The sequence below is a fragment of the Psychromonas algicola genome (genome assembly GCF_004378355.1).
Classification (GTDB): Bacteria; Pseudomonadota; Gammaproteobacteria; order Enterobacterales; family Psychromonadaceae; genus Psychromonas.
The window spans coordinates 35680-52998 of the sequence record NZ_SNUB01000019.1 but is presented as its reverse complement, the minus strand read 5'-3'; the positions used below and the strand labels follow the sequence as shown (position 1 = coordinate 52998).

At 37.8% G+C, this 17319-nt stretch carries 17 protein-coding genes; 7 read left to right on the top strand and 10 right to left on the bottom strand.

All coding sequences use genetic code 11. The features are described 5' to 3' along the window. Window positions 1-166: 166 nt before the first annotated feature. The 7 genes from E2R67_RS10640 to E2R67_RS10615 form a co-directional block, all read right to left on the bottom strand. Complete coding sequence (locus tag E2R67_RS10640; RefSeq protein ID WP_445177038.1) at window positions 167-1501, bottom strand: anti-phage deoxyguanosine triphosphatase; 1335 nt, start codon at window positions 1499-1501, stop codon at window positions 167-169. A gap of 163 nt (window positions 1502-1664) precedes the next feature. After that, a complete protein-coding gene (locus tag E2R67_RS10635) occupies window positions 1665-2645 on the bottom strand; it encodes a metal ABC transporter substrate-binding protein (RefSeq protein WP_134290939.1) in 981 nt (326 codons plus the stop codon). Between the two features lie 29 nt (window positions 2646-2674). Then, a complete protein-coding gene (locus E2R67_RS10630) occupies window positions 2675-3568 on the bottom strand; it encodes a metal ABC transporter permease (RefSeq protein WP_134290938.1) in 894 nt (297 codons plus the stop codon). Beyond that, the gene (locus E2R67_RS10625) at window positions 3558-4442 is read right to left on the bottom strand and encodes a metal ABC transporter ATP-binding protein (RefSeq protein ID WP_243836999.1); all 885 of its coding nucleotides are present in this window, start codon (window positions 4440-4442) and stop codon (window positions 3558-3560) included. The genes E2R67_RS10630 and E2R67_RS10625 overlap by 11 nt, the downstream gene beginning before the upstream one ends. Then, window positions 4442-4591 (bottom strand): hypothetical protein, encoded by a 150-nt coding sequence (locus E2R67_RS16640; protein ID WP_166739366.1) that lies wholly within the window; start codon window positions 4589-4591, stop codon window positions 4442-4444. Before E2R67_RS16640 ends, E2R67_RS10625 begins: the two co-directional genes overlap by 1 nt. Window positions 4592-4853: 262 nt before the next feature. Beyond that, complete coding sequence (locus E2R67_RS10620; protein ID WP_134290936.1) at window positions 4854-5513, bottom strand: lysophospholipid acyltransferase family protein; 660 nt, start codon at window positions 5511-5513, stop codon at window positions 4854-4856. 20 nt (window positions 5514-5533) lie between these two features. After that, window positions 5534-6466 carry a phosphatidate cytidylyltransferase gene (locus E2R67_RS10615; RefSeq protein WP_134290935.1) on the bottom strand — a complete coding sequence of 311 codons (933 nt, stop codon included), beginning with the start codon at window positions 6464-6466 and terminating at the stop codon, window positions 5534-5536. A gap of 282 nt (window positions 6467-6748) precedes the next feature. Between E2R67_RS10615 and E2R67_RS10610 the strand changes: the two genes are divergently transcribed. The 4 genes from E2R67_RS10610 to E2R67_RS10595 all read left to right on the top strand — a co-directional run bounded on the left by E2R67_RS10610 (window position 6749) and on the right by E2R67_RS10595 (window position 11158). Next, window positions 6749-8626 carry a putative nucleotidyltransferase substrate binding domain-containing protein gene (locus E2R67_RS10610; RefSeq protein WP_134290934.1) on the top strand — a complete coding sequence of 626 codons (1878 nt, stop codon included), beginning with the start codon at window positions 6749-6751 and terminating at the stop codon, window positions 8624-8626. Window positions 8627-8634: 8 nt separating this feature from the next. Continuing rightward, window positions 8635-9351 (top strand): 3'-5' exonuclease, encoded by a 717-nt coding sequence (locus E2R67_RS10605; RefSeq protein ID WP_134290933.1) that lies wholly within the window; start codon window positions 8635-8637, stop codon window positions 9349-9351. 158 nt (window positions 9352-9509) lie between these two features. Next, entirely contained in the window at window positions 9510-9845 is a 336-nt protein-coding gene (locus tag E2R67_RS10600) for a helix-turn-helix domain-containing protein (RefSeq protein ID WP_134290932.1), read from the top strand. Continuing rightward, window positions 9839-11158, top strand: coding sequence for a type II toxin-antitoxin system HipA family toxin (locus E2R67_RS10595; protein ID WP_134290931.1), 1320 nt, complete (start codon window positions 9839-9841; stop codon window positions 11156-11158). Before E2R67_RS10600 ends, E2R67_RS10595 begins: the two co-directional genes overlap by 7 nt. Window positions 11159-11265: 107 nt before the next feature. On the opposite strand, the gene E2R67_RS10590 is transcribed toward E2R67_RS10595, so the two are convergent. Next, window positions 11266-12843: a BCCT family transporter gene (locus tag E2R67_RS10590; protein WP_134290930.1), complete on the bottom strand. Its 1578-nt coding sequence runs from the start codon at window positions 12841-12843 to the stop codon at window positions 11266-11268. 313 nt (window positions 12844-13156) lie between these two features. Between E2R67_RS10590 and epd the strand changes: the two genes are divergently transcribed. After that, complete coding sequence (gene epd / locus E2R67_RS10585; protein WP_134290929.1) at window positions 13157-14176, top strand: erythrose-4-phosphate dehydrogenase; 1020 nt, start codon at window positions 13157-13159, stop codon at window positions 14174-14176. A 67-nt stretch (window positions 14177-14243) separates the two neighbouring features. Here epd and E2R67_RS10580 read toward each other — a convergent pair whose 3' ends face one another. After that, entirely contained in the window at window positions 14244-14564 is a 321-nt protein-coding gene (locus E2R67_RS10580; protein WP_134290928.1) for a YkgJ family cysteine cluster protein, read from the bottom strand. A gap of 79 nt (window positions 14565-14643) precedes the next feature. Beyond that, on the bottom strand, window positions 14644-15186 hold the full coding sequence (gene ubiT / locus E2R67_RS10575) for a ubiquinone anaerobic biosynthesis accessory factor UbiT (RefSeq protein WP_134290927.1): 543 nt from the start codon (window positions 15184-15186) through the stop codon (window positions 14644-14646). Window positions 15187-15354: 168 nt separating this feature from the next. Between ubiT and ubiU the strand changes: the two genes are divergently transcribed. Both ubiU and E2R67_RS10565 read left to right on the top strand, forming a co-directional pair. After that, a complete protein-coding gene (gene ubiU / locus E2R67_RS10570; protein WP_134290926.1) occupies window positions 15355-16350 on the top strand; it encodes a ubiquinone anaerobic biosynthesis protein UbiU in 996 nt (331 codons plus the stop codon). 54 nt (window positions 16351-16404) lie between these two features. Then, window positions 16405-17283: a U32 family peptidase gene (locus E2R67_RS10565; RefSeq protein WP_134290925.1), complete on the top strand. Its 879-nt coding sequence runs from the start codon at window positions 16405-16407 to the stop codon at window positions 17281-17283. The last annotated feature ends 36 nt before the right edge of the window (window positions 17284-17319 follow it).

The window sequence follows — 17319 nt, the reverse complement described above, 5'->3', positions numbered from 1 at the left end:
ATATATGCGTATATTAATTTGATAATTTAATATTAACATTTTATTTAAAAATTCAAATGCTAAAGATCTAATTTTCAATTACTTTCTATTAAATAACAAATCGAGAAAAGGGTTCAATTCTAATAATATTCCCATATAAATTTGACAATATTAAACATGCCTATCATCACATCCTATCAAAGATAGAACCAATATCTGGGCTAAATAGTTTATGGTAAAGCTTGGTGGCGTAGCTGTCTGTCATGCCTGAAATGTAATCGCAGATGATGCGTTTTTTGTTGTCTGCGCTTTGGTAAAGTTCGTAGGTTAAGGTCGGTAATAAACGCTTTGGATTGGCTTCTAACACTTCGAATAAACTTAAGATCATTTGCTGACCTTTGTATTCCAAGGTTTGTAGTTCTGGGCGTTCGATGACGTTTTTGAAAACGAATTTCTTTAATAGCGTTAATAAGGCTAAGGCTTGTGGTTCCATTACGGCTTGGTATTTCAATAATGGCGTTTCGAAGTTATCTAATGTTTCGATACTAATTTTAGGAATAAAGTAAGCGATTAATTTACTGATAGCATGTTTGCGATCGGTGCTGTATTCAGAGAATAGCTTTTCTTTAAAGAAGGTTTCTTGCTCTGTAAACCATGAGTTAGAGCTTGCTTTTGCACTGACTTCTTCTGTCCATTGTCTTTCTGTGACCAGTTTTAATGCCAGTGCATCTTCAAGATCGTGAACGCCGTAGGAGATATCATCGGCCAATTCCATAATGGAAGTATCAAAGCCTTTGAATTGTGATTTGCCATTAGCGCCAATTGAACGTAGTTGTTGTTTATCTGAGGTTGGTAAGCCTTCTAAGATCCACTCTAATACCGCTTCTTCGTCATCTAAAATACATTTAGGTGGTTTCATTGCGTCGATGTTGATTTTAGAGGCAGGCGTTGTGGTGACTGCGTAATTTGCGACTTCTTTATGTAACACGGGATATTTTAATAAACCTAATGCGGTTCTTCTGGTGACATCGATTCCGAAGTTAGGTTTGTATTCGCCTAACTTGGTGACGATGCGCAGCGTTTGTCCGTTGCCTTCAAAACCGCCATGCTCTTTCATGTAATAGTTGAGTGCCACTTCGCCGCCGTGACCAAATGGTGGGTGGCCAATATCATGCGCTAAACAAATTGCTTCAATTTGGCATAAGCTTGGGATCCATTCTAGATATGTTGGTTTGTCGGCCTGACTATCCCTCTGATTTACGGCATAGTTTTCTCGTAGTTTTTCACAAATGCCAGAGCCAATTTGAGCCACTTCCAGTGAATGGGTAAGACGTGTTCGATAGAAGTCACTTTCGCCAATGCCTAATACTTGTGTTTTTGATTGCAAGCGGCGAAAGGAAGCTGAATGTAAAATACGTGCCCTATCGCGCTGTGCTTCGCTGTCACTGTTTGATGTATTAAAGGGTTTTGCTTCGGCTTTTTGGTTGTTACTTCTACGCTCTTGCCACATCTTAACCTCAATATTCAATATGTTGGATGATTACTATACCCGTTATCATTGAAGGTTCAAAATGGGGAAATGATTGAAGTATATTATTGCGAAGTTAATGGGTAATTAAATTAGGAACAGAGTTGGCGGGATGAAAAATGACTCAGGAATCAATCTCCCTGAGTCAGATTTAAGCTTATCGAGATAAACCTTTGATAATGGTTTCTAAGTTATATTCCATCATTTTTAAGTAAGTCGAAGCTGGTTCATTTTTACCAGATAATGCATCACCATATAGTTTTCCACCAATTTTAGAATTAGTTTCACGGCTGATTTGCTCTACGATGCGGTTGTCGGCAATGTTTTCCATAAACACAGCATTTACGTGTTTTTTACGGATTTGTTTAATGATAGTTGCAATATCAGCAGCGCTTGCTTCTGACTCTGTGCTCACTCCTTGAGGCGCAATGAATTCAATATTAAAGTCATGCGCTAAATAAGAGAAAGCGTCATGTGCTGTTAATACTTTACGTTGTGATACTGGAATTTTGCTTATTTGAGCGTGTAAGTTTGTTTCTAGCATTTTAAGCTTTTGAATGTAAGCACGCGCATTGGCTTGGTAAGCTTTGCTGTTTTTAGGATCAACTTTACTTAGCCCTTTTTCAATATTTTCTACGTAAACTTTCACGTTACTAATACTATGCCATGCATGTGGGTCAAACTCACCATGGTGATGTTCATCGTGCTCATCTTTATCATGTTCTTTGTGACCATCTTCATCATGATGTTCTTCATGACCATCTTCATCGTGATGCTCTTCTGTTTTCATCGCCTCGATACCTGTAGACGCAATGACAGTTTCACCTTTAAAGTTTGATGATTCTAGTAAACGAGGCATCCAACCTTCGAATGAAAGTCCGTTCATTACCAATAATTTTGATTTTAAAACAGCTTTGGCATCTTGTGGTGTTGGGTTATATACGTGTGCATCGCCATTGGCTTTTACTAAGGTCGTCACAGCAACGTGTGCGCCACCGACTTCCGACACTAGGTCTTCTAAGATAGAAAAGCTGGTCACAACACGCACTTTGTCATCTGCAAGTGCATGGGTGTTGCCCCCTAAGTTCAATAGCAATAATGAAACGAGCAGTAAAGGTTTAGATAGATTGAACGACATGTTTTGATGTCCTTTTTTAATGGTTTATTTTAAGGTGTTTGTTGATGGTTAGGTGTTCTATTGGTTGTGCATTTTTTAATAAAGAGTCCGCTATGTTGACCGAAGAAAAGCGACACAATATAAATACAACCCATCACTAAAATGATCGCTGGACTGGTTGCATAACTGACATGGAATGAGATGAAAAGCCCGAGATAACAACTGACAACGGAAGTCATGAAAGCGATAACTAACATTCTGCCTAATTTAACGGTCCAAAATCGTGCAATCGCAGCAGGAATGAGCATTAACCCGACAGCCATTAACGTGCCTAATGCATGAAAGCCAGCGACAAGATTCAATACAACCAGCAATAAAAATCCATAATGCGCAACGGCACTGAGTTTGCTTATGCTACGGAAAAAAGCAGGATCAACACATTCAAATACTAAAGGTCGATATAAAACGGATAGGGTTAATAAGGTAACGGTTGCAATGCTAGTTAACAGAATTAATGCTTCGTTATTTAATGCTAAGGTTGAACCAAATAGCACGTGTAACAAATCAATATTGCTGCCTTTTAAAGAAATAATAAGCACACCTGAAGCTAACGATAATAAGTAGAAAGTAGCTAAACTGGAGTCTTCTTCCGCATTAGAATGACGCGCAACTACGCCTGCTAAAATAGCAACAATACAACCTGCAATAACACCACCAATGGTCATCGCAATGACTGAAACACCAGAGATTAAAAACCCAATGGCTGCGCCCGGTAAAATAGCATGTGACATGGCATCACCGGTTAGGCTCATTTTTCTTAAAGTTAAGAAAACACCAATTGGCGTTGCGCTGAGACTAAGAACAAAACAACCCCATAATGCACGCTGCATAAAGGCAAAATCACTAAAGGGTTCGATAAATAAACTATGCAAATCAGCTATCATAAGTTGTTCTCACTCTGACTTCTTTGATGCTTACTTCACTGACTTTTTCCATGCGAGTCATATGTGCATCCGCAATGGGATACACATTAAGCGCATTCAATGAGTCAGCTACATTAGGTGTCACATCGGCGTGTTTATTTTCATGGTTTTGATTATTGCTCACGGCCTGATTCCAATATTGATATCCAGCTTTGGCAAGGTTTTCTACTGTCATAACCGTTTCAGTTTTACCGTGAGCGATCAATTGAGTCGCCAGTAACATGGTATTGGGGAAAAAACGCTGCACTAAGAGCAAATCATGCACCACGGCAATCACTGTTTTACCCGCTTGTTGGCAATGATTAATCACTTCCATTAACTCTTCTGTGGTTTGAGCATCAATGGCATTAAAGGGTTCGTCTAATAATAAGATGTCAGCATCTTGCATTAACATACGAGCGAATAAAACACGCTGGAACTGCCCACCTGACAAGGTATTAATTTGCCTTTCTTCAAATCCTTTCAGATTTACTTTTTCTAACGCTTGTTCTAAATCTCTTTCTTCTAGGCAACAAAATTGACGCCAAAATCCTGTGCGCTTCCACGCGCCAGCAGAAACAAATTCACGTACCGAAATAGGAAATTTACGATCTATTTGATGACTTTGAGGTAAGTAGGCGATTGATTTAGGATTCACACCCGCTAGTTCAACACAACCACAAGACGGCTTTAATTGCTGCATGATGCTTTTGATCAAGGTTGATTTCCCTGCACCATTGGGGCCAATCACAGCCAGTAATTCGCCCTTTTGAATAGATGCAGATACACGATCTAACGCTAATGAATCTCTGTAATAAACGGTGAGATCGGCAATATTGATTGTGGTATGCATCATTACAATATTTGTCCTAGTACAAGCCATAAACAAATAATAATGGCTAAGGCACCCACTAAGCGATGACTCACGCTAGTTAATAATAAAGATGGATTAACTTTTTTTGTTGGTGGGCAGCTCTGCGCATTTTTATTGATATGCTGATTCATGAAAAATCCAAGTAGACTCTGTTTAATTTCAGGTTATGTTATAACATAACAAATAAACTGTAAATAAGCATTTACAATTAAGAGTCATTTGTATTTAGAAATAACACGATGGGATAACTTGAATCATTCTTTGTTTGTAATCAGTAACTGACATGATCAGTTACTATGGAGTGCATTTAGATTGACAGCTTATAAACGGGTTCGGTTTAGTTTTAAGGCGGGTAATATTTTTACAGAAAATAGAGCGAGAGTTTATGAAGTCTTAATATTCATCATCAACAACTGTTTGGCGAGTCATACAAAGTTCGAGCAAGGTGTTCAATGAAAGTGAAATGCTGTTGATATAGGCTTTACTGTTATCGTCATAGGGAATGTTATCGCCAATCACAACATCACAGTTAAAAGGGACTAATAAGGCTTCGCCTTTAGGTAACGCGCGCCCTAAACCATGCATCATCACAGGTATGACATTTAAATTAGGACGATCTTGAATGAGATGATGTACACCACGTTTTAAGGTACTTAATTCTTCTGGGTTGCCACGCGATCCTTCAGGAAATAACACTAAAATATCGCCATTATCTAAGGCAGCATGACATTCTTCAAATAACGCATCTTTATCACGTATACGCCCACGTTGTAATGGAATAATGCCAATAATACTGAGAGAAAACCAAGCAATGAGTTTATTTTTTAAAAAGTAATCTGCTGCGGCAACGGGTCTCACTTTATGGATTTGGCTTAAAGGATATAAGCTCATTAATACCATAGTATCCAAATGACTATTATGATTGGCAAGTACTAAAGCTGGTCCTTGCTTGGGAAGCTTCTCTCTAAAAAAAACATTGAGCCCCAAAGCCAGTAACACGGTTGGCTTAACCAAGAGGCCAAAAAAGAGTACTTTTAAACAACGATTAATCATCAAGTTATTACCGATTCCGTTTAATAATGTAAGTAATACAGAAAATGGAAGAATAATGGCGCGGTATAAATTAGGCTATCTACCCTATCTAACAACCCACCATGTCCTGGAATTAAAGTGCCACTGTCTTTGATGGCTAAATCCCGCTTCACCGATGAAATCACCACATCACCAACAAATCCACTGATACCGATTAATGTACCAGCAGCAAATCCTTGAAGTATAGTTAATGGTGTTAAGTAAGGTGCAACCAAGCCTGAGATTATGGTCACAGTCACCACGCCACCAATAAACCCTTCCCATGTTTTTTTAGGGCTCACTTTAGGAATGATTTTGTGTTTACCTAAAGTTTTACCCCAAATGTATTGGCATACATCATTAAACTGCGTAATAAATAATAAGTATAGGACTAAACCCAATGCCCCCGCTTGTTCGTTCTTAACGGGAAGTTGTAATAAGTAAGCAATATGGCTGATACATAAAACCGATAACATCACGCCCCAATGAATAGTCCCTAAGGAACGAATAAAGCCTTTTGTTTCTCCAATAAAAACAGCACGCATTGGTAAAAACAAAAACACGTAAATAGGGATGAAAACCATAAACATGCCATACCAATCTGCCGCCACCCAATAATATTGGATAGGAATAGCAAGATAAGCCCACATCAAAACGCGTCTATCCGCTTGGCGTGTCGGTACAATGGAGAAGAATTCTTTTAATGCTAAAAAGCTTAACAATGCAAAAAACAAGATCGAAATATTGGTCGGCGCTAATAACATGGCAAATAGAATGCCGATCATCCACCACCAAGATTGAATGCGCTGTTTTAATTCAGTGTGATCGGCCTGTGGATTTTTAGCTTGAAGCAATAAACGAATTAATGAAGCTGACACCAATAAAACGGTCACAAAGACCATCATATAAAAAGAATGTAGAGGCACATTAAACATGAATATTTTCCTTCGTTTGATTAACTCAATTAAGCAAACGTATCTTATTATCATTATTGAAAAAACGATAATAGCATAGACTGAAAATGGCAGACTTTAAATATCTAAAAATATACCGTAATAATGTACTTTTAATATGAACTAAGACATTTAAAAATACACGAAATAACATAACACTGAAATTCGTTTTATTTATTAATTCGTCACTAACATAGTGATTAGAACTTGTGTAATATCAGCCAATATTGAGTTGTTTATTAGTCTTTAACAAGCGAGCGGATCATGGAAGTTGAATTATTAGAAATTCGAGATTTTATTAGTCAATATGCCCCCTTTGACCAATTACCCGAAGACGCTTTGTTAGAGGTGGTGCAGAGCGTTGAAATCTCTTATTACCGTGCTGATTCCGATATCATCAATTTTAAAGATGAAATCCATGAATTGTATATGATCCGCAGTGGTGTCGTTGAAGTGTTTCGACGTAACGGCAATCTTTATAATCGTCTTGATCAAGGTGAATTATTCGGACAAATGGGATTGCTCACCAACAATAAAGTACGTTTTCCCGCTAAAGCTGTTAAAGATACCTTGTTGTATTGTATTTCTGAATCTGTTTTTTATGATTTATGTGAACGCTTTGATAGCTTTGCCGATTTTGTTGAAGCAGAAAATAGCACACGTTTAAAACAAGCTGTTGAAAGTAATAGTGACGATGCTAATGACCTTACAACATCAAAAGTAAAAACCTTACTGACGCGTGAACCTTTAATTTTATCTAGCGATACAAGCATTCAAGACGTTGCAAAAGTGATGTCAGAAGAAAATATCTCTGCTGCATTAATCACAGATCCTAGTCTTGAGGATGAACAAAATAAGCATGCATTTGGATTGATCACAGAGCACGACTTATGCACCAAAGTGGTTGCAACGGGATTAAGTGTGCAAGAGCCTGTCTCTGCAATTATGTCGATCGACTTAATTTCTTTAGATCATAATGCTTATGTTTTTGAAGCGATGTTATTAATGCTGCGTTACAACGTGCATCATTTACCTATTATCAAAAATAAAAAGCCCATTGGTTTAATTGATGTTTCTGACATTATTCGTTACGAATCTCAAAATAGTTTGTTGTTTGTAAGCAGTATTTTCCAACAACAAACGCCTGAAGATTTGGCGTTATTATCTCAGCAATTAAAGGATTGCTTTCTACGCATGGTCAATGAAGACGCGAACTCACATATGGTTGGGCGTGCAATGTCTGAAATTGGACGTAGCTTTAAACAGCATTTATTAGCGTTAGCTGAAGAAAAATTTGGTCCTCCACCTATTCCATATTGTTTTTTAGCATTAGGCTCGATGGCGCGTGATGAGCAATTATTGGTGACCGATCAAGATAATGCGTTAATTTTAGATAACAGTTATGACGTTACTTTACATGGTCCCTACTTTGAGCGATTAGCACACTTTGTTTGTGATGGATTGGCCGCTTGTGGTTATACCTATTGTACTGGTGATATTATGGCAACCAACCCAGAATATCGTAAAACCCAGTTAGAATGGGAAGCTTGCTTTGCCGATTGGATTGATAATCCTAATCCCAAAGCATTATTAAATTGTAATATTTTCTTCGATTTAACGGGCGTTTATGGCCAAGTAAAATGGGCTGAGAAGCTAAATAGTTTTATTGTTAGCAAAGCACAAAAGAATAAACGTTTTCTCGCTTGTTTGGCGCGTAATGCACTTAATCGAAAACCACCATTGGGCTTCTTTAAAGACTTTGTGATGGAAAATGATGGTCGTCATAATAACTCTATTAATCTTAAGCGTCGTGGAACGGCGCCTTTGGCTGATTTAGTGCGAGTGCATGCTTTGGCGGTTGGTTCGCAGTCACAAAACTCCTTTGAACGTTTAGACGATATTATTGAAGCAGGCATTTTGCCTAAGTCCAAAGGTGCCGATCTGCAACATGCAATGGAATTAATTTCGTTAGTGAGATTGCGTCATCAAGCTTTAGATATTGAATCCAATACAGAGCCTGACAATAATATCGAACCAGAGAACATGTCTGACTTTGAACGACGTAACCTTAAGGATGCATTCTTGGTATTAAGCAATGCGCAGAACTTCTTAAAGTATCGTTATAACTCAAGTAATGTATAAGGTTATTGATGCATAACTTCACTCATAAAGAAATTCTAAATTGGTCTGCTTTTTTACAATTAAAAGCACAGAGTAGTCACGACCCACGTTTACAAAATTTCTATCGAGCCGGTACTTACGCCAATGATACGCCTTTATCTGACATTGAATTTGTTGCTTTGGATTTTGAAACAACGGGCTTAGATCCTAAACAAAATAGTATTATCAGCATTGGGCTAGTGCCCTTTACGTTGCAGCGTGTTTTTTGTAAAAAAGCGAAAAAATGGTATATCACTCCACAGGATAAATTGGGTGAAGAATCTATTGTGATCCATGGGATCACCCACTCAGATTTAAAAGGTGCACCGGATTTACGACGCATTCTTGAACAGCTGTTAGATGAATTAGCAGGCAAAGTTGTGGTGGTGCATTATCGCCGTATTGAACGTGACTTTTTAGATTTAAATTTACGTGCACTAATTGACGAAGGCATTGTCTTCCCTGTTATTGATACCATGCAAATTGAAGGCGATATTCAGCGTAAGCAAACCCAAGGTTTTATTAATTGGTTGAAACGTAAGAAACCACAATCGATCCGCTTAGCAAATAGCCGTTTAAGATACAACTTACCGACTTATGCACCACATGATGCATTGACCGATGCCATTGCCACTGCAGAGTTATTACAGGCACAAATTAGTTATCATTTTAGTGCAGACACTGCGATTAAAGATTTATGGCTATAATACCCCAAACCTCCCTTTAGGAGTTATACCGAAAAATATATAACATAAACCTCCTTATAAGGGTTCTTGCTGAAATTAAAGAAAACAACTCTATACAAAACTCCTTTTAAGGCATATAATCATCAAAAAATATGACAAAACCCCCTTTAGGGAAGATTATGAAGACTAGAAATTTAACTCCTCACGCTATTGCACAAGAGCTTGGTGACAGAATCAAAGCGGTTAGGCTTAATGCTAATTTGACGCAAAAATCCTTAGCAAGCAAAGCTGGAATTTCACTTAAAGCAATCACCAATGCAGAAAAGGGAAAATCGACACTTGAATCGATAATAGCGATTCTTATTGCACTTGAAATAACAGAGCAGTTAGATTTTTTCATACCTAAACAAGAGATTTCTCCCGTTCAATTAATGAAACTAAAGGGAAAAGAAAGACAAAGAGCAACCAGTCCAGAAAAAAATAATAACCAAGAAAAGGATAGTTCAACATGGTAACCGAAGTCATCAAAGTTAAATACAAAGAACAGGATCTAGGTGCTGTCAGTTACAATACAGAAACACATGTTGGTGCTTTTGAATACTTTCCTGAATTTATAAAAACAGGCATTGAACTCTCCCCTATTAAAATGCCGTTAGCGAAAAAAATTTACACATTTCCTCAGATAGATCGCGATACCTTTAAAGGCTTATCAGGATTAATCGCGGACTCATTGCCAGATGATTTTGGTAATGCGGTGATGAATGCATGGATAGCAAGCCAAGGTAAATCAACAAGCGATATTAGCCCTTTACAACGATTACAATATACAGGCACTCGTGGCATGGGGGCATTAAGCTATTCCCCTGCGACAAAGCGTAAAAACCTTAACGCCTCACAACCCATACATATTGAATCTCTGATTTCTATTGCTCAAGATGTGTTAGATAAACGGTCAACTTTCAATATTAACCTGAGCAATAATGGCCAAGAAGATAAAGAAGCCATGATATCTCTTATGTCTGTAGGAATGAGTGCTGGTGGAGCAAGACCTAAAGCAGTGCTTGCTTTTAATAAAGACTTTACCGATGTTCGCTCAGGTCAAACTGACGCACCGAATGGTTTTACCCATTATTTAATGAAGTTTGATGGTGTCAGTGAACATAACAAAAACCAAGAAACTTTTGGTGACCCAATGGGGTATGGTGCAATGGAATACACCTATTACTTATTAGCAAAAGAATGTGGTATCGATATGATGCCCTGCCACCTTATCAATGAAGGCAAGCGTAGGCATTTCATTACTGAAAGGTTTGACCGCAAAGGTAACGAGAAAGTACATGTACAAACATTAAATGGGCTTGAGCATGTTAGCTACAAAAAGATAGGCACGTACTCTTATGCAGAGCTATTTAATACGGCAAGAAAGCTCAAACTAAGCCCTGATGATGCAATGCAACTATTTAAACGTATGGTATTTAATGTGGTTGCTCGAAATCATGACGATCACACCAAGAATTTTGGATTTTTATTGGATGAGCATAATCAATGGCAACTCGCTCCCGCTTATGATCTTGCCTATAGTTACAAACCCAATAGTCACTGGGTGAGTAAACACTGGATGACGCTAAATGGAAAACAGGATAATTTTACCCGCGATGACTTTTACAGTTTTGAAAAACTCAGCCCTATTTTTAACAAGCGCAATATAGATGAAGTATTAAATCAAACCATTGAAGCCGTATCACAATGGGACAAATTAGCCTCAGAGCAAGCTGTGCCTAATTCACTGATCAAAGAAGTAAGCCAAAACCTTAGAACCTACCTGTGAATGTTATACCAAAGAACAACCGTCCAAAAATAAAAAAGGCCGACTAATCAGTTATGATTAATCGGCCTTTTGTTGATTACAACGCTTAGTATATTAAGCGCTAATGATTAACGTTTAATTTGCTCTGTTCTCATACCCATTATCAAGCTAACACACATTACCAATAAGATAATTGTGAAAGGTAATGCAGTTGAAATTGCACCCGCTTGTAATGCTTGTATCGCTTCTGTACCGCCAACCCACAGTAATGCAGCTGCGATAGCACCTTCAATTGAAGCCCAGAAGATACGTTGTGGAACTGGTGCGTCAACTTTACCGCCCGCAGTGATGCTGTCGATAACCAATGAACCAGAATCTGATGAAGTAATAAAGAACACTAAAACCAACACAATTGCTAAGAATGACAAGATGTTACCTAATGGTAATGCATCAAACATTTGGAACATAGCAAGCGGTACTTCAGTTAACCCTTTCGCGCCTAATGTACCAATATTGTTTGCAACTTGGTCAATAGCAACACCACCAAATACAGACATCCATAAAATCGTCACTAATGTAGGCACTATTAATACCGCGATCAAGAATTCACGAACCGTACGACCACGTGAAATACGCGCAATGAACATACCTACGAATGGAGACCATGAAATCCACCATGCCCAGTAGAATACAGTCCAACCATGCATCCAAGCTTCATCTTCACGGCCAATTGGGTTACTTAATGGAATGATATTCTTAATATAAGCCATAATTGTAGTAGGAACAGTTCCCATTGACACTGCCAAAGTAACCAATGCAACAAATACGACTAAAATGAATGCTAATATCATGTTGATATTACTGATAACTTTAACACCGCCATCAATACCACGAACAACAGATACAACCGCTAAAAATGTAACAAGCACAATAATGGTAATTTGAACTGAAATAGTAGATTCAATACCAAAGACGTGTTGTAAACCACTTGCAGCTTGTTGAGCGCCTAAACCTAAAGACGTTGCTAAACCAAACAAAGTAGCGATAACAGCAAAGATATCAATAATGTGACCAGCCCAGCCCCAAGTGCGATCACCTAAAATAGGATAGAACACAGAACGCATTGAAAGCGGCAAACCTTTGTTATAAGCAAAGAAAGCTAATGATAATGCAACCACGCCGTACATTGCCCAAGGGTGCAAACCCCAATGGAACATAGTCGCGCCTAAAGCAAGCTCAGCGGCTGCTGGTGTATTTGCTACTACATTTAATGGTGTTTCATACCAGTCTGTGTAATAAGCAACAGGTTCAGCAACACCCCAAAACATTAAACCAATACCCATGCCTGCGGCAAAAAGCATTGCTAACCAAGATAGTGTTGAATGATCTGATTTTGCATCATTACCACCAAGGCGGATTTTACCAAAAGGCGAAACCAATAATACTAAAGAGAAAATTACAAATATATTTGCCGCCCACATAAATAGCTGATCAAATGAACCAATGATATTCCATTTAATGCCATCTAACGCTGCTTTTGATGTCGCAGGATCTACGATCATAATAGTTAATAAGAAGAGAACAATTAGACCGGCACTGATAGTGAAAACAGAGTTATGTACATCAAAGCCCCATTTTTGGACGTTGTCCTGTCCTATCGTATAGTCAGTATTTTCTATACTGTATTTATCTTTATTTAAACTCATTTTACCTCGTTTAGAGCAAGTTGCTCTTTTGGTGAACATATTTCCAAAGGTGTTATGTTAACAAAATACAAATCAAAATTCAGTTAAATCATGAGTATTTGATAGTTTCACATCATATAAAAACAAAAAGTTCATTTTTTACATCACACTCCTTAATTAAAGTTCCCTTATTAGACTTAAAAATAAGCTGTATTGAACAAATAAAATGACTAGAAATATAAAATTTCTGTCTCTCACCATAGTTTTTCTGTGCTTGCTGTATTTTTGTTTTACAATGCCCCTTTATTTATCTCGTTTTAGTATGGAATCGTTAATGTCACTCCGAATTGCAATCAATGGTTATGGACGTATTGGTCGTAGCTTTTTACGCGCCCTTTTTGAAGAAAATTTACAATCAAAGATCGAGATTGTTGCTATTAATGAATTAGCCGATCCTGAAGCCATTGCGCATTTAACTCAATACGATTCAACTCACGGCCGTTTTGGTTTTGAAGTAAAACAGATAGATAAACTGCTTATTGTTGAACAAACGTCTATACAATTACTTGCGATTGAAAATATTCAAGCATTACCTTGGGAAGCATTAAATATTGATATTGTTATCGACTGTACTGGGATTTATGGCAGTCGAAAAGATGCACAAGCTCATATTGATGCAGGCGCGAAGAAGGTGATTTTTTCTCACCCTGCAGATCAAGATGTCGATGCAACGGTTGTTTATGGTATTAACCATCAACAACTCACGGGCGAAGAAACTTATATTTCAGGAGCATCTTGTACCACTAACTGTATAGTGCCAGTGATCGCAAGCTTAGATGAAGCATTTAGTGTTAAGTGTGGAACAATCACAACCATTCACTCTGCAATGAATGATCAACCCGTGATTGATTCTTATCACCACGATTTACGCAGAACACGTGCAGCAAGCCAATCGATTATTCCCGTTGATACTAAACTAGCGGCTGGTATTGAACGCATTTTACCTAAGTTTGCGAACAAATTTGAAGCGATAGCGGTACGTGTACCGACCATTAATGTAACCGCAATGGATTTAAGTGTGACTTTGGATAAAAGCGTCACCATAGAAGAGATTAATCAGTGTTTAAAGAACATCTCTGAATATAGTTTAAAAGGGATTTTAGGTTATACGGAAGCGCCATTAGTCTCTGTTGATTTTAATCATGACCCACGCTCTTGTATTATTGATGGAACACAAACTCGCGTTAGTGATAAACACTTAGTGAAGCTATTAGTTTGGTGTGATAATGAATGGGGATTTGCTAACCGTTTATTAGATATTTGTATGCACTATAAAATGCTGGGTGAGCGTTAAATTTTTAAAAAGAGAATCAACTAGCTTAAATAAAAATTTAGGCTAGTTGATTAGATGACAACCCAAGTTATTTCGCGGCAACAAACTCAACACTACATTCATAAGAGCCCATTTCAAAGATCCTACAAACCCACGGGCGATTTTCATAAATAGTACATAAACGAGTATCGCGATCAACACAGATACAATAACCATCATCTAACTGCTTCATGGTTTCACCGCCCCACTGGTCACGGTTTATATATTGCTCTGGGACGCCAGTATCAGTAATCAACATCACTTCCAACTGACAGCAAGCCGCTTGGCATTTATTACAAGTTAACTCTGGTTCAGAGATATATTTAGTCGGGATAGTATTGCTATCGCCATTTTCAGTCGATCTTGTCATTCATTCACAAATCAAAAAATTTTAAAACGCTAAGCGTATAGACGAAGTGCTTTAAAAGATACTTTAATCTGCGATCAACTTATACCTTTCTTGTTTGATTAGTCTTCTCCGTGCTCTGTTTCGGCTCAACTAACCCTGATTTTATAAAGTCAGCAAAACGATTAACTAATTTTTCAGCAATGGGCGGCAAATTATCAAACTCAATATTGTCTAATAAGTTTTTAATTTCCAATCCTAATTCGGTATTCCCTTCAATCGATAGACGACGTTGAAAAAACAAAGTATCAGCATCTTCTTTTCTACCCGCCACTAAAATCAAATCATTAACCGGTGCACTAAAAGAAACATCTGTATTGGCTGCTTGCGCTTTTATAATAAAGGCTTCATTTTCAAAACTTAAGAACCAAGTTAATTTAAGATCAGAAACAGTGACTTTAAGCCATTTACCTTGTAGAAAATCTAAATCTCCGTCTTCGATTGCCTCTTTAAACACGCGACTTAGTATTTCGCTTAAGCACTTTTGCTGTATAAAAAAAGGTAATAACTGACTTGGATAAGTTAACGCTTTTGGTGCTTTTGTTACCAGCTGATGCTGTATGTTGTTAAGTATTTGAGTAAACATAAGATTCCTTTTAATGAAGCTAAAGTATAAACATTCATTTATACAAGGACTTGCTTTAAATCAACTTACCCTTTTTATCTATAACTAAGCTTTGCCTGCCCTACATCAATAAACCCTTTATGGAATTTTCTACAATAGCGACATTGAATAGAGTTAGTGAGGAAGACAATGGAACTTTTATGCCCAGCAGGCAGTTTACCTGCATTAAAAACAGCCATAGATTGTGGTGCAGACGCAGTTTATGTTGGATTAAAAGATGATACCAATGCTCGTCATTTTGCAGGTTTAAATTTTAACGATAAAAAGTTAGAAAAAGGCTCTCAGTATGTCCATGACCATGGAAAACATCTTCATGTTGCGATCAATACTTTTGCACACCCTGGTGATGAGAAACGTTGGTTTAATGCGGTAGATAAAAGTGTCGATTTAGGAGCTGATGCCGCGATTATTGCTGATATCGCCACACTTGAATATGCAGCGAATAAATATCCAAATTTAGAATTACATTTATCAGTGCAAGCTTCTGCAACCAATACTGCCGCTATCGATTTTTATCGCAATAATTTTAATGTAAAGCGCATTGTTTTACCGCGCGTTTTGTCTATACATCAAGTGAAACAGTTATCGCGAAATACAGATGTCGACCTAGAAGTGTTTGCTTTTGGAAGCTTATGCATCATGGCTGAAGGTCGTTGTTATTTATCCTCTTACTTTACTGGTGAATCACCCAATACTGTTGGCGCATGCTCTCCCGCTAAATATGTTCGTTGGGAGGAAACTGACAAAGGTTTGGAGTCTCGCTTAAACGATATTTTAATTGACCGCTATCAACCCGATGAAAAAGCAGGTTACCCGACTTTATGCAAAGGTAAATTTACAGTAGGTGACAACCTTTATCATGCTCTTGAAGAGCCAACCAGCTTAAATACGTTATCTATGTTACCTAAGTTAATGCAAGCCGGTATTCGCTCTGTCAAAATTGAAGGTCGCCAACGCAGCCCTGCTTATGTTGAGCAAATTACACGTGTTTGGCGTGCTGCCATCGATAACTATAACAAAGCTCCAGAAAATTACGCGGTGCAAGCTGATTGGGATGCTGTACTCGCTAATGTATCAGAAGGCAGCCAAACCACTTTAGGCGCTTATCATCGCGATTGGCAATAGCCTTTCAAAAGTATTTGTTTTTAAACTTGATCTAACATTAGAGCAGGAGATTTCATGAAATTATCTTTAGGTCCGCTATTATATTATTGGCCAAAACAAACTACCGAAGACTTTTATTATCAAGCAGTAAAAAGTGAAGCAGATATTATTTACCTCGGTGAAACCGTATGCAGTAAACGACGAGAATTAAAAGCTCGCGATTGGATAAACCTAGCCAAAGAAATTAACCATCAAGGTAAAGAAATTGTGTTATCAAGTATGGCATTACTTGAAGCCCCATCTGAAATTAAAGTGTTAAAACAGCTTTGTGAAAATGGTGAATTTTCTGTAGAAGCCAACGACATTGGCGCAATTCAAGTTTTATCAGAGAAAAAAATCCCTTTTGTCGTTGGCCCTGCCATTAATTGTTATAACGCACATGTCCTTAAGCTATTTGTCAATCAAGGAATGCATCGTTGGGTGATGCCAGTGGAGCTCTCTAGAGATTGGTTACAAAAGGCATTAGGCGATGCTGAAAAAATGGGGATCAGAAGCCAATTTGAGGTTGAAGTATTAGCACATGGCCATTTGCCTTTAGCTTATTCCGCTCGCTGCTTTACTGCTCGTTCTGAAAATAAAGCTAAAGATGATTGCGAATTATGTTGTATTAAATACCCACAGGGTCGAGTCACAGAAACACAAGAAGGCCAGCAAGTATTCATATTAAATGGCATTCAAACTCAATCGGGTTATTGTTACAACCTATTAAATGATGTGGACAGTATGCGAGGTTTAGTCGATGTTGCACGTGTTAGTCCTAATTCCCTAGCCAGCTTAAATACCTTAGATGCATTTAGAAATAAGCTATTAGGAGGACAAGCACAATTTAAGCTAGATAGTTTGCAGTGTAATGGTTATTGGCATCAAATAGCAGGGTTAACATTACAGGATTAATTAACAGAGTCTGTGTTAAAAACTTCTAACGCAGAC

Excerpts from the sequence above, each read along its gene's own strand:
- E2R67_RS10600 (WP_134290932.1), top strand. The coding sequence starts at position 9,510 with ATGAAGACTAGAAATTTAACTCCTCACGCTATTGCACAAGAGCTTGGT.
- E2R67_RS10635 (WP_134290939.1), bottom strand. The coding sequence starts at position 2,645 with ATGTCGTTCAATCTATCTAAACCTTTACTGCTCGTTTCATTATTGCTA.
- E2R67_RS10565 (WP_134290925.1), top strand. The coding sequence starts at position 16,405 with ATGAAATTATCTTTAGGTCCGCTATTATATTATTGGCCAAAACAAACT.
- E2R67_RS10595 (WP_134290931.1), top strand. The coding sequence starts at position 9,839 with ATGGTAACCGAAGTCATCAAAGTTAAATACAAAGAACAGGATCTAGGT.
- E2R67_RS10605 (WP_134290933.1), top strand. The coding sequence starts at position 8,635 with ATGCATAACTTCACTCATAAAGAAATTCTAAATTGGTCTGCTTTTTTA.
- E2R67_RS10620 (WP_134290936.1), bottom strand. The coding sequence starts at position 5,513 with ATGATTAATCGTTGTTTAAAAGTACTCTTTTTTGGCCTCTTGGTTAAG.
- E2R67_RS10610 (WP_134290934.1), top strand. The coding sequence starts at position 6,749 with ATGGAAGTTGAATTATTAGAAATTCGAGATTTTATTAGTCAATATGCC.
- E2R67_RS10580 (WP_134290928.1), bottom strand. The coding sequence starts at position 14,564 with ATGACAAGATCGACTGAAAATGGCGATAGCAATACTATCCCGACTAAA.
- ubiT (WP_134290927.1), bottom strand. The coding sequence starts at position 15,186 with ATGTTTACTCAAATACTTAACAACATACAGCATCAGCTGGTAACAAAA.
- epd (WP_134290929.1), top strand. The coding sequence starts at position 13,157 with ATGTCACTCCGAATTGCAATCAATGGTTATGGACGTATTGGTCGTAGC.
- E2R67_RS16640 (WP_166739366.1), bottom strand. The coding sequence starts at position 4,591 with ATGAATCAGCATATCAATAAAAATGCGCAGAGCTGCCCACCAACAAAA.
- E2R67_RS10590 (WP_134290930.1), bottom strand. The coding sequence starts at position 12,843 with ATGAGTTTAAATAAAGATAAATACAGTATAGAAAATACTGACTATACG.
- E2R67_RS10625 (WP_243836999.1), bottom strand. The coding sequence starts at position 4,442 with ATGATGCATACCACAATCAATATTGCCGATCTCACCGTTTATTACAGA.
- E2R67_RS10615 (WP_134290935.1), bottom strand. The coding sequence starts at position 6,466 with ATGTTTAATGTGCCTCTACATTCTTTTTATATGATGGTCTTTGTGACC.
- E2R67_RS10630 (WP_134290938.1), bottom strand. The coding sequence starts at position 3,568 with ATGATAGCTGATTTGCATAGTTTATTTATCGAACCCTTTAGTGATTTT.
- ubiU (WP_134290926.1), top strand. The coding sequence starts at position 15,355 with ATGGAACTTTTATGCCCAGCAGGCAGTTTACCTGCATTAAAAACAGCC.